At 48.2% G+C, this 12,046-nt stretch carries 13 protein-coding genes; 1 reads left to right on the top strand and 12 read right to left on the bottom strand.

The features are described from left to right. Window positions 1-21 precede the first annotated feature (21 nt). The 9 genes from KNP87_RS01370 to KNP87_RS01330 form a co-directional block, all read right to left on the bottom strand. Window positions 22-1,341, bottom strand: a complete 1,320-nt coding sequence (locus KNP87_RS01370) for a UDP-N-acetylmuramoyl-tripeptide--D-alanyl-D-alanine ligase (RefSeq protein ID WP_214720611.1) — start codon at window positions 1,339-1,341, stop codon at window positions 22-24. 103 nt (window positions 1,342-1,444) lie between these two features. After that, window positions 1,445-3,583, bottom strand: coding sequence for a penicillin-binding protein (locus KNP87_RS01365; RefSeq protein WP_214720610.1), 2,139 nt, complete (start codon window positions 3,581-3,583; stop codon window positions 1,445-1,447). Then, window positions 3,580-3,966, bottom strand: coding sequence for a cell division protein FtsL (gene ftsL, locus KNP87_RS01360; RefSeq protein ID WP_026832553.1), 387 nt, complete (start codon window positions 3,964-3,966; stop codon window positions 3,580-3,582). The genes KNP87_RS01365 and ftsL overlap by 4 nt, the downstream gene beginning before the upstream one ends. A 13-nt stretch (window positions 3,967-3,979) precedes the next feature. Continuing rightward, window positions 3,980-4,918: a 16S rRNA (cytosine(1402)-N(4))-methyltransferase RsmH gene (rsmH, locus tag KNP87_RS01355; protein ID WP_214720609.1), complete on the bottom strand. Its 939-nt coding sequence runs from the start codon at window positions 4,916-4,918 to the stop codon at window positions 3,980-3,982. A gap of 159 nt (window positions 4,919-5,077) precedes the next feature. Then, the gene (gene bshC, locus KNP87_RS01350; protein ID WP_251135373.1) at window positions 5,078-6,592 is read right to left on the bottom strand and encodes a bacillithiol biosynthesis cysteine-adding enzyme BshC; all 1,515 of its coding nucleotides are present in this window, start codon (window positions 6,590-6,592) and stop codon (window positions 5,078-5,080) included. A 70-nt stretch (window positions 6,593-6,662) separates the two neighbouring features. Next, a complete protein-coding gene (locus tag KNP87_RS01345) occupies window positions 6,663-7,019 on the bottom strand; it encodes a DUF3397 family protein (protein WP_026832550.1) in 357 nt (118 codons plus the stop codon). Then, entirely contained in the window at window positions 7,016-7,837 is an 822-nt protein-coding gene (locus KNP87_RS01340; protein ID WP_214720607.1) for a 2-dehydropantoate 2-reductase, read from the bottom strand. The genes KNP87_RS01345 and KNP87_RS01340 overlap by 4 nt, the downstream gene beginning before the upstream one ends. Window positions 7,838-7,924: 87 nt before the next feature. Further along, window positions 7,925-8,098, bottom strand: a complete 174-nt coding sequence (gene rpmF, locus KNP87_RS01335) for a 50S ribosomal protein L32 (protein WP_012370841.1) — start codon at window positions 8,096-8,098, stop codon at window positions 7,925-7,927. Window positions 8,099-8,143: 45 nt separating this feature from the next. Beyond that, window positions 8,144-8,653: a YceD family protein gene (locus KNP87_RS01330; RefSeq protein ID WP_251135372.1), complete on the bottom strand. Its 510-nt coding sequence runs from the start codon at window positions 8,651-8,653 to the stop codon at window positions 8,144-8,146. 170 nt (window positions 8,654-8,823) lie between these two features. Between KNP87_RS01330 and KNP87_RS01325 the strand changes: the two genes are divergently transcribed. Beyond that, window positions 8,824-9,975: a tRNA(Met) cytidine acetate ligase gene (locus KNP87_RS01325; RefSeq protein WP_214720606.1), complete on the top strand. Its 1,152-nt coding sequence runs from the start codon at window positions 8,824-8,826 to the stop codon at window positions 9,973-9,975. On the opposite strand, the gene KNP87_RS01320 is transcribed toward KNP87_RS01325, so the two are convergent. From KNP87_RS01320 to rsmD, 3 genes are read right to left on the bottom strand one after another with little or no spacing between them, the layout of a single operon-like run. Beyond that, complete coding sequence (locus KNP87_RS01320; protein WP_026832546.1) at window positions 9,948-10,946, bottom strand: SepM family pheromone-processing serine protease; 999 nt, start codon at window positions 10,944-10,946, stop codon at window positions 9,948-9,950. The genes KNP87_RS01325 and KNP87_RS01320 overlap by 28 nt on opposite strands. Then, window positions 10,943-11,437: a pantetheine-phosphate adenylyltransferase gene (gene coaD, locus KNP87_RS01315; RefSeq protein ID WP_026832545.1), complete on the bottom strand. Its 495-nt coding sequence runs from the start codon at window positions 11,435-11,437 to the stop codon at window positions 10,943-10,945. The genes KNP87_RS01320 and coaD overlap by 4 nt, the downstream gene beginning before the upstream one ends. Next, window positions 11,434-12,021: a 16S rRNA (guanine(966)-N(2))-methyltransferase RsmD gene (rsmD, locus tag KNP87_RS01310; protein ID WP_255415515.1), complete on the bottom strand. Its 588-nt coding sequence runs from the start codon at window positions 12,019-12,021 to the stop codon at window positions 11,434-11,436. The genes coaD and rsmD overlap by 4 nt, the downstream gene beginning before the upstream one ends. Window positions 12,022-12,046: the final 25 nt, after the last annotated feature.

Genomic DNA, 12,046 nt, shown 5'->3' with positions numbered 1-12,046 from the left:
GCAAACACCTACTTTTAAGGATTAAATTTTGTTTAGATATGTGAAGATTTGTTCGAGGGCAAGCCCACGTGACGCTTTCAACAAGACAACCGTTTGTTCTCCTAACAAAGGTTCCAGCAGACGAGCGGCCTCTTCGACCGTCTCCGCAAATTGGACTTGGACGGTTGGATCGACGATTCCGTCTGCAATATGGCGCCCCTTCTCCCCTACAAGGATAGCATGTGACACAGGAAGTGCAATCTTCTTCCCGACAGAGGCATGTAACGACTTTTCCTGTTGCCCCAGTTCATACATGTCTCCGAGGACGACGACCTTGTTCGTAAAGCCGTCCAACTCCACAATCGTCTCGATTGCGGCATTCATCGAAGTCGGACTGGCATTGTACGCATCATTGATGATCGCCGTTTGTCCATACATCAGACGTTCCATTCGCATCGGTGTCAATTGCACCGCATTTAATCCGTCTTGGATGACATCATTCGACAACCCAAGCGCTTTTGCTGTCGCAATGGCATAAGCGGCATTCCGGACTTGGTGTTTGCCAAGGACCGGAATCGTAAATTCTACTCCGTCGAATTTAAACGTTGTTCCGATGAACGTCGCTTCCGCTTGTTCGATGACAAAGGTGTTCGAGTGGCGATATCCGATTCGTTCAGCAGTCGCTTCCGCCAGTAACGGTTCATCTCCGTCGATGAACAGGTGACCATCCGGCTTCAGACCTGATTGAATTTCCAGCTTCGCCCGTGCGATTCCCGTCCGTCCGCCGACCTGTTCGGCATGTGATTCGCCGATATTGGTCACGAGCGCGATATCCGGTTCTGCCAGATTCGACAACAGTTCGATATCACCGAATCCGTTCATGCCCATTTCGAGCACAGCGACTTCCGTGTCGAGCGGCATCATCATGATTGTCAACGGCATCCCGATATCCGAATTAAAGTTTCCGGCTGTTTTATGTGTCCGGTACGTCCGCTTCAAGACACTTTCAATCATATCCTTCGTCGATGTCTTACCGTTTGACCCTGTAATGGCAACAACTTTCGGAGAAACGAGTTGTAAGTATTTCCGGGCAACGAGTTGAAGCGCTGCTAACGGTTCCTCGACCTCAAGGACGACGATGTCCGTTTTCGGAAGAGGGACTCCTTTTTTCCATAACGTCGCGATTGCCCCGTGTTGCACGGCTCCCTCGATGAACGAATGTCCGTCGACGCGTGCTCCCTGAATGGGAATATAGAGCCCATCCGTCAGTGTACTTCTTGAGTCTGTCGCAAAGTTTCGCAACGGTCGTGCATCCGATTGGTCGATTCCCAACCAATCTGCTAATTGTGCAATGGTCACCATATCTTTTCCTCCACTCATTTACAGCAAACGAGGACGAACAGAAGTCAACGAATGACTCCGGTCCGTCCTCGTTTCACTGCAGAAATCAGGAAACCGCCGTTCCTTACTCTTTTGGTTCAGCGAGTTCCACCGTCAGCTTTCCATTTTCCTTTACTAGTGTACCAGTTCGTGCCGATTGTTTGGTTACAAAACCTTTACCAATCACATCTAACTTCAAGTTGTACAGACTGACTAATTTTTTGACGTCACGCTGCGACCACCCGGTCAAATCTGGAATTTTGAACGTGTTCGCTGTTTTCAACAGGACACGTTCTCCGCTGACGAACTCTTGTCCCCGTGTCGGGATTTGCGACACGACCTCGGCACCGTCCCCAAGAATGACGGGAACCGCCCCTTGTTCTTTTGCTAATGACTCTGCCTGGTTCATGCTTTTTCCGATGTAACTCGGAATGATTTTTGCTTTGACGTCCACGGACTCTTTTTGTGTGGCCGGTTTGATGCTCCGATATTGCAACGCCGTATTCATGACGCTTTTGAAGACCGGACTCATGATGCTTGGACCGGAAACCGACGATTCGTTTTTAGAAGGTCGGTCGACGGCGATATACATAATCAATTCAGGATCATCCTTTGGAGCCATTCCGATGAAGGAGTGGATGAACTGTCCTTGAATGTATTTGCCGTTCTCCGAAATCTGTGCGGTTCCGGTTTTTCCGATGACACGGTAATCTTTTAATTTATACATCTGTCCTGTTCCGATTTTACTGTTGACGACGCCGTCGAGCGCTTCTCGTGTCGCTTTTGCCGCTTCAGCTGAAATCGGTTTGCCCACCACTTCCGTTTTGGCTTTGTAGGGAGCCTTATCGGTATGGTCGGCTTTTTGGATGATGTGTGGTTTCACCATCTCGCCGTCACCCGCGATCGCCGTCGCCCCTTGCAGGATTTGCATCGGCGTGACCGCCGTTGATTGTCCCCAAGACGTGATCAGCGTATTTAACGGTTTGGATAAATCCGACTGGCTGTTGACTTCGCCCGAAATATCTATACCCGTTTTTTGATCAAAATGAAACTTCTTGAAATAGTCTTTGTACCGTTCGATGCCCAACTTTTCCGCCGTTAAGATCGAGAACATGACGTTCGACGAATGGTAGACCCCTTCAATCATCGGAATCGTTCCCCACCCGACGTCATTGTAATCTTTAATGACGGTGCCTTTGTAGTTGTAGCTTCCGGATTTGTAAGGTTCCTTCGGACGGAAGACACCGGCATCGATCGCCGCTGCCAATGTAAAGATCTTCATCGTTGATCCCGGTTCGAAACGGGACGACACGGCAAAGTTCGTAAAGTCCGTCATGTCCCGTAAGTTAGGGTTAAACGACGGTCGATCGGCCATCGCCAGAATTTCACCTGTTTTTGCATCCATGACGATCCCGGTTGCATTTTTCGGTTTGTATTCGTTGTACATTTTTTGCATCTGTTTTTCGAGCGACTGTTGAATCCGGTGATCAATCGTCAAGTAGAGATTTGATCCGTCTTTCGGTTCATTCGAGATTTTGGATGTCCCTTGAACGAGCTCACCGCCGCTCCGGTCTTTCTCGAACACACGGGAGCCAAACGTTTCCCGTAATGCCTCATCGTACTGCTTCTCGATGCCCATCTGCCCTTTTAAGACGACACGTCCGTTATTTTCCGTAATCTTTTGGACGAATCCGAGCGTATCCGACAAGAAAATTCCGTTTGGATAATAGCGTTTCGGTTCCTCGATCAAACGAATACCCGGTAGTTTCAAGCGGTCAATCTGCTCTTTTTGATCGACGGTCAAATCATTTCCTTTTTTCCCGAACTCGATTTGCGACCGTTCCTTGTTTTCAATCAAGTAAGTTTCCAGTTCCTTGACGGACATGCCGAGAATCGGTGCCAGACCTGTCGCTGTTTTCTTGAAATCAACAACCGTCTCGTCCGGATCCTTTTCACCGCCTAAACGATAGACCGCAACGAGATGATAGGACGGGATGTTGATCGCAATCGGCGAACCTAACCGATCAAAAATTTCTCCCCGTTCCGCCGATAACGTCGACTGGGCTTCCCACCGTTTTTTTTCGGCATAGACGATCATATCTTCACCATGAAATTGTTTGGTCGTTGATAAATACAAAAAGCGGCTGATGAACACCAAAAAGAGAGCAGCAAATATCACTAAGATAATGCGTACTCTCCGTCGGGATTTAGATAGTGGATTCATTTAGGAATCACCTTAATGTTCCCTTTTCGCATATCAAGACCTTGTTCTTTCGCAATCTTGTAAATTCGTTCTGGAGAGCTTAAGTTTGTCACTTCAAGTTGAAGCCGTTCATTTTCTTTTTTCATCGTTTGCGTCACTTGATTTTCCTTTGCCAGATCCCGACTGATATTGTAGGCATCATTATGTGCCCCAATCGTCATGCTGCCAAAAAGAACGATTCCACCAATCATTGCACTGTAGAGGAATTTTTCGAATGGATACAAACGATATTTCGGGCGAACCGCGACGCGACGGGCGATATCTTCCGTTTTACGCGGTTCTTGCATCGGTTGCTGTCGAACGGGTTCCATTGTTTGAATCGGTTTACGAAGTGGTTCTGCCATGTGAATGCTCCTCTCAACTTTCTTTCATTTTTTCAACAATCCGTAACTTCGCGGAGCGTGACCGGCGATTGTCATCGAGTTCGTCGTCTCCTGCTGTAATCGGTTTTCGTGTAACTAAACGCAATTCCGGTTCAAACTCTTTCGGAATCATCGGTAATCCTGGTGGAAGTTCTGGGAGTGATGATTTTTCCTTGAACGCTTGTTTGCACATGCGATCTTCAAGCGAATGGAATGTAATGACACATAACCGACCACCGATGGCTAATAGATCAATCGCTTGATAGACAGCGCGGTCAAATACATTCAATTCATCATTCACGGCAATCCGAATCGCTTGGAACGTCCGTTTTGCAGGATGTCCGCCCTTTCGTCTTGCCGGAGCTGGAATGGCGTCCTTGATCAGTTCGACAAGTTCAAACGTCGTTTCGATCGGTCCGAGTTCACGTGCTTTTTCAATCTTGCGGGCAATCTGTTTGGAGAACTTTTCTTCCCCGTATGTAAACAAGATTCGGACAAGATCGTTGTACGGCCACTCATTGACGACTTCGTAGGCGGATAATGAAGAGGATTGATCCATCCGCATATCCAAACGCGCATCAAAGTTGTAGCTGAATCCACGTTCTCCTTCATCCAACTGAGGGGAAGACACGCCTAAATCAAACAAAATCCCATCCACTTTTTTCACACCACGTGCTTCTAATTCTTCTTGCAGATGTACGAAATTACTTTTTATTAATGTAAAGCGACCTTCATACGCCGCGAGACGTTCTGCTGCATGTGCCAGTGCGACATCATCTTGATCAAACGCATACAGATGTCCTGTCGTCAATTGTTTGACGATTTCTTCACTGTGTCCTGCTCCACCCAACGTGCAATCTACATACACGCCGTCAGGCTTGATGTTTAGTCCTTTAATGGACTCCCATTTTAATACTGTTTCATGCTCAAACATGTGCTGCCTCACCTTTCACTGTCCAACTGGACGTTACTCTTTTTCAATGTATCATATTCTTTCTTAAAAACGTTACGAAAATGAGACAGTTTCCTTGATTTTTTGAACTTTTGTGTATCTTTCGTTAAAAAAACAAAAAAACCTGCCTCATCAGCAGGTTTAGACCAATATTTTTAATTGTTCCGCTTCCGTTTGCTCATACTGGATACGGAGCGCTTGAAGCAAATCCAAACCGTAACGGTTCAGCCACGGCAAGACCGAATGAATCCGCTCTTGTGGTGCGTGATCCGGTGCTAGTTGATACTGAAGGGCACGATCGGAACGATTCGCCTGTTCGTGCAGACGCCGCTCTTGCTCAACGATGGTTTCGAAGGCCTGTTGCAGCTGTTTTGTTAACTTCGTCGTGATGACCGATGTTTTTAACCGCTTCTGTTCAACCTGCTTGATTTCCTCCACCAAGACCTCACTGAGCAAGGAAGAGGCATGCAGGTGTTGTTTGACTTCACCGGCGTCAAACGGAGTAAGTGGTATGCCGTCACGCAAGGCTTGATCGATTGTGAGCTGATGTCTGCGCAACCGCTTCTCGTCTCGAGCTTGTAACAAGATAGCGCCCATTCGCGGAATCAACAACGGCATCGTCCAATCGAAATGATGAAACAGCGGACGGAGTCGCGTCCAGTACGCAATCTCACCAGGACCGCCGATGTACGCAAGCGTCGGGAATAAATAGTCCTGCATCAACGGACGTGTGACGACACTGTTTGAAAAACGCTCCGGACTCGCATAAAGCAACGCCAACAGTTCAAGTTCGGTATAGGTCTTTCCTTGTTTCGTCACAAAATCCTGACCCGGATACAACAACTCACGTCCGATGTCTTCAACAAACAGATGCGCTGCTTCTTCGTTCAAGAAGGTATCCGGTAAATCCGACGTTTGCGCGATCCCTTTCGACAAGGCTTGCCGGATTTCCGGGTTATCTTGAATCAACCGTTCAAAAAACGGGATTTCGATTTGCCGGACGGCTTTCGCATCGGCATCAAAAAAGATGATGTCATGATTCACCAATTCACCTAAGAAGGCGGCAAAGAAACCACCGTACGTCGTGTTCGTTTCAATCAATCGATCCGTTAAAGCCAACAGCTCTTTTGTATAGGGTGTCTCACCTTCTGTACATAACGCCTGACGGACAACTTCCTTGACCGCATGTTGGTCAAACGGAATTCGACTGACTGAACGCTGGATGGAATCCGGCGGCGAAACGGTCAGCTTCCGTGTTCGAAAGTCATGTGTCGGAACGATGAGATGATTGATTTCATCAAAATCATGGTCTTCGGTTGCAAGCCAGAAAACGGGCAGGACCGGAATGTCGAGCAGTTCCTCCGTTTCGCGTGCAACCTTTAGACAGGTTAACAGCTTATAAACAGCATACAGTGGACCGCCGAGAATGCCGGTCTGTTGACCGGTAATCACGACCTGCGCCTCTCCGGTGCGCAGACGTTCGAGTTGTCCTCTCAGCCTCTCACTCAACTGAGGGTTTTGTCGATTCAGCTCGTCCACCAGCAAACTGAGATGCGGGTATTCCCGGTGCTTGAGGTGTTCGCTACGCGCGAACATCCCTTCTTCTCCAAGATGATCCACGTATTTCGAAAATTCCGGTTGTGATGCTCGATGCATCAATGAATCTTCTGCATACAGAGCATGAAATGGTTGTACCTTCAAACAAAATCCCTTCTTTCTGACAAGATCAATGAATGAACAGTTGACGGATTCCGATCCCAAACAGCATCAGCTGGACAGGCAGGGCAATCAAAATCGTGATGCGCCAACTATGTCGAATCATCTGTAAGTAATCAACATCCACTTGTTGGATTCGTTGCCATAAGGCATTGACTGCAAAGATGAGGAGAATGGCAATCAACAACCATCCTAAGTAGTTTTGACCGGTCAAGGCAATCAATGCGACATGAATCCCGTAGAGGACGACAAATGTGCCGACATCCAGTGCAAGTCGAAGTGCTTTTTGGTGTGTTCGAAACACCATGAAAAAAATCATATAGAAAACAACCAAACTAAAGATTGGGAAGATTATAAACAATGTCACATGGAATCCCCTCTTTTTTCCTGAGATGTAATCTGTTCAAAATAAAACGTCAATAAGGGCGTCGGTGTCACGGCTCGTTCCAGAACATATCCGACAATCGGATCAATCTCCGTCCTTCTCCCCTGTTCGATATCCTGCAGCATCGATGAACGGTTCAGTCCGGTACGCTGCATGACCTGTTCAATTTCCGCATACGATATGTCATGTTGCGGAAAAACATGGCGCAACTCTTCAAATAAAGCATGCGCTTTAGACGCGTACGGTTCCTCGAGTAATTGTCCGTTTGTGATCCGGTGGTAGGCCGTGAGTGGATTGATGACAGCGTTCATGAACAATTTCGTCAACATGACCGATTCGATATCCGGTACATGTTCAAAATGTAACGGACCATCCTCGAGCATCGGCAAAAATGCCTGTCCATAGCGAATGCGTCCAACTCCGGTATGCCGGACTTCATATTTCCCGGTTCTCATGGCACCGTGCTCCACGATGCCGAACAAAGCATGCGACACCTGTTCGACTTGCGTCACATGCCCCATCCCGTTTTGCAAAAATAGGACCGGTGTCGTCTCGGTCATTAAATATGGAATCACACTTTTTATATCATACGACTTTGTCGTCACGAATACCAAGTCTTGCGACTCGAATTGATCGAGTGGTCGAACCTCCACCGGTTGGCTGGCTGTTCCGTCCCTGATGATGCGGACATTCCGATCTTCCGTCTGCCGCGTATAAACGGTTACCTCATGCTGCTCTGATAAGTAGGAAGCGATTAATAACCCGATGGATCCCGCTCCGATGATTCCGATTGTACTCATACGCCCACGCTCCTTTTTTCATCAAAAAAAGCGACCTGTCAAACCGATTGCTCGATTCTTAGGTCGCTTTTATACCGATCATTCAGCTTACTTGCTGACGATTTCTTTACCTTTGTACGAGCCACATGCTTTACAAACGCGGTGTGAAAGTTTCATTTCACCACAGTTTGGGCACTCGACCATACCTGGTACACGGAGTTTGAAATGAGTACGGCGAAGACGTTTGCGTGTTTTCGACGTTCTGCGGAATGGTACTGCCATCGTTGTCCACCTCCTTGAAAAAATACACTCGCCTTTATGAAAAGATTAGGAATCCTGATCCTTTTTAAAGAACTGAGCGAGACCCGCAAGTCGCGGATCAATTTTTGGTTCAGCTTCTTCTGGCGCTTCTTCTGAAAGAACCGTCCAGCCTTCCCCTTGAACCAACTGATTTTCTTCATCATCCCCATGCACTTGCACTGGCACATGAAGTAAAATCAATTCTTGCACGAGTGGTTGAAGATCAACCGTATTCCCGTTCGGTAAATTGATGTCGTCCGAATCAACCGGAACAGCATCAACTTCGAGCAGGAATGACTCGATCGATTCAATCTCGAACGGGTACGCGACGTCATTCAGCGTCCGGGCATCCGGAAGCGTCATTTCGCCTGTAATCCGGAGATTGAATATTAATTGATTCGATGTAAACGATGCATTTGCACGAACGTGCACAGGTTGCACCGCCCGGATATCCGGATGGAGGGCGATGAGCTCAGGAAGCTCAATCGTCTCGTTAACCTGAAGTTGACCCAGATTGCGCAATTTATTCAATTGCATCAGGGACCATTTCATCCGAATCACCTCAATTGCAACAATATGAATTATAGAGAGGACATCTTGTTTTGTCAATGTTTTTTCTTTACACTGAAATCGCTAGAGAACGAACACTTTTGGACGTCTTCATCCATATTACCGCACTTAATTCGGTTTGCAAAGGAGAAAGTTTCATGAGAATGACAGCAATTATTTCTGAGTACAATCCGTTTCACAACGGACACCTTTACCAAGCGAAAATCGCCCGGCAGGAAACCGGTGCTGATTTGATCGTCGCCATCATGAGCGGAACGTTTATGCAACGCGGGGAACCCGCCTTCACGGACAAGTGGTCCCGGGCTCAAGCAGCAGTCGCAAGCGGCGAAATCGACCTTGTTCTGGAACTTCCTTTCTACTTTGCCGTCCAACGTGCTGACCGCTTTGCAAGCGGCGGAGTGACGATCGCCGAGACGATTGGGGCACAGACGTTGTCCTTCGGTAGCGAGTGCGGTGACATCGCTCCCTTCATCCAAGCGGCTACTGAACATCATGAAGCAACTCCACAGTACCAAGCCTTGGTCCAACAAGGATTGGCCAATGGATTGTCTTCCGCAACGGCGGCAAGTCAGGCTTTTGCGGCCATGACGACGACGCTTGATTTGACGACGCCAAACAATACGCTTGGTTATTATTACGCCCGGGCAGCGTCAAGCATCACGCTTCATACGACAAAACGAATCGGCAGCGGCTATCATGATCTGTCAGTCGGGGACATCATGAGTGCAACAGCGATTCGTGCTTATTACATGAAACACCAATCGTTGGTCGGTTTACCGGGCGCAACTGCTGACGTGCTCCAGGAAGCCGTCTTTGCCTCTTTTGATGTCTACTATCCTTTCCTCCGCCATCGTCTTCTGACAACCAGTCTCGTTGATTTAATGCAATTCAACGGTATTGATGCTTCACTCGCCCCGCGTCTGATCGAAGGCGCCCGGCAGGCCGCTACTTTCGAAGATTTTCTTGCTTACGTCAAAACACGGCGATATACCCGGACGAGCCTGCAACGTGCCCTGATCTACTTGCTGACGTCGACCACAACTCGTGAAATGGAAGATCTGGCGTTTGATCAAGTGGAGTATGTTCGTCCCCTTGCATTTAACGATCGGGGTCGTGCCGCTTTACGCGACATCAAAACACGTATTCCGGTCGTCTCGACGTTTTCGAAACATCCTTGGCTCATCAAAGAGAGCCAAGTCACAGCAGCGTACGCTGTGCCCTTGGCTCGTTACAGTGACTTGGAAGAACACCGCCGCTTTGCTTATTTTTCCGGTAAGGCTTCCAAATAATCAATCGCTTCTTCCACCGTTTTAATCGGGACGAGTTTCATCTTCGTCTCGATTTTTTTAATGGATGGTTTAGCCTCTTTATAGTTGGCGCCGGCTGGAACGAACATGATTTCCGCGTCGGCTTCATCCGCAGCCACGACTTTCTGCCACGCACCGCCGATTGGTCCGACTTTTCCACCTTCTTCAATCGTTCCGGTTCCGGCAATTTTATATCCTTTCGCCAAATCCCCGTCTGTCAATTGATCGTAAATTTCAAGCGTGAACATCATGCCGGCGGATGGACCCCCGACATCTTCGACATTAAAATCGATGTCCGGATTCGTTTGGACAGCCGACATCGGGAGTGGTTCATAAATCCCGAGTCCGACCCGTTCCGACTCTTTTGTCAACCGGTTGACCGCAACTGTCGTCTTTTGCTCCTTCTTGTTTCGCAGCAACGTCAAATCGACTTGTGTCCCGGCCTTTTTGGCACTGATGGTCTTCATGAAGTCATTTAACGACGTGATGGACTTCCCGTCCACCGAAACCAGTTGATCCCCGGCTTTTAATTTCCCTTCCGCCGGTCCTCCCGGAATGACACCTGATACGTAAATCCCTTTAAAATCGACGGCTACTTTTTCTCCGGCTAATTCATACCCTTCGATTGTCGCATTATGCTGGGCTTCTTCCATGTAGAGTTTCTGACGCTTCTCGTACTGGTTATCCGACTCGCCATCGTAGAGGTAGTCGCTGACACTTGAACGTTCAGCAAACGGCAGGAACAGGCTTTCGACGAGAAAATAAGGGGTCGCCCGACGCTGGGCAATCGTCAACATCATCAAATCACCCGGTTCTTTTGTTGCGCCCTCGACATCGATTAATTGTTCGGTCGACGTCGCATCTCCCGGATACGAAATAAAATAAGGTAGCGGGACAAAAAAAGCGATCATGGCAGCGAGGATCGCCGCTAAAGCCGGTTTCCATGCCTTCATTTCAATTCCCCTTTGCTGTATTTATGACGTAACGCCTCCTCGACGACGGGCGGAACAAGTCCTGCCACCGATGCCCCGTATTTCGCGGCTTCCTTGACAATCGATGAACTCAAAAAAGAATACTGGTTGTTCGTCATCATGAACAACGTCTCAATCTGATCGTTCATCTTTTTATTGATTGAAGCAACCTGCATTTCGTATTCAAAATCCGACACGGCCCGTAATCCACGTACGATGGCATTGGCTCCGACTTCAGCAGCATAATCCACGAGCAGCCCGTCAAAGGAATCAACCTTGATGTGCGGCAGGTGTTCTGTCACTTCAGAGATCAGCTCCATCCGTTCCTTGACCGAAAACAGCGGTTGCTTTGAGGAGTTGTTGAGGACGGCGACGATGATTTCGTCAAAAATCGGTGCGGCGCGTTCAATGATATCGAGATGCCCGTTCGTAATCGGATCAAAACTACCGGGACAGATGGCAATTCGTTTCATGCGTTTTCCTCCAGTTCTGTAAACTCATATAATGTGATGGAGATGACTGTCGAGTAGCGGAGCCGTTTGATGACACTCAAACGACCAATTTGGTCCGGCAGTTCCGTCTCCGAACCATGTTCGCAGATGATGACCCCGTTATCCGTCAGCATGTCATGTTGCTCTATGTAGGCGACTTGGTCCGCCAATTGTTCTTTGGCATACGGCGGATCAAGGAAAATCAACTTGAACGGCTCTTCTGACGCCAATTCCGCCAAAGCGACCGTAACATCTTTTTTCAAAACGCGGCTGCGGTCCGTCAGGCGTGTCGTCGCAAGATTCTCCTTAATGGTCTGAATCGCCTTGAACTGTTGATCGACGAAAACCGCTTCCTCACATCCCCGTGATAACGCTTCAATTCCGAGTCCGCCGCTTCCGGCAAATAAATCGAGTGCTTTTCCCCCGTTGAAATAAGGACCGATGACATTAAATAAGGATTCCTTGACCTTATCCGTCGTTGGTCTTGTTTGATCTCCTGGCACAGCTTTGATTCGCATGCCTTTTCGTTCCCCTGATATGACTCGCATCCTGTTCCTTCCTTTCAAAAAGGAGCGACGAGGATGTCCTCAT

Source organism: Exiguobacterium sp. s192 (assembly GCF_018618795.1).
Lineage (GTDB): Bacteria > Bacillota > Bacilli > Exiguobacteriales > Exiguobacteriaceae > Exiguobacterium_A > Exiguobacterium_A undae.
This window is presented reverse-complemented; position numbering and strand designations above follow the sequence as displayed.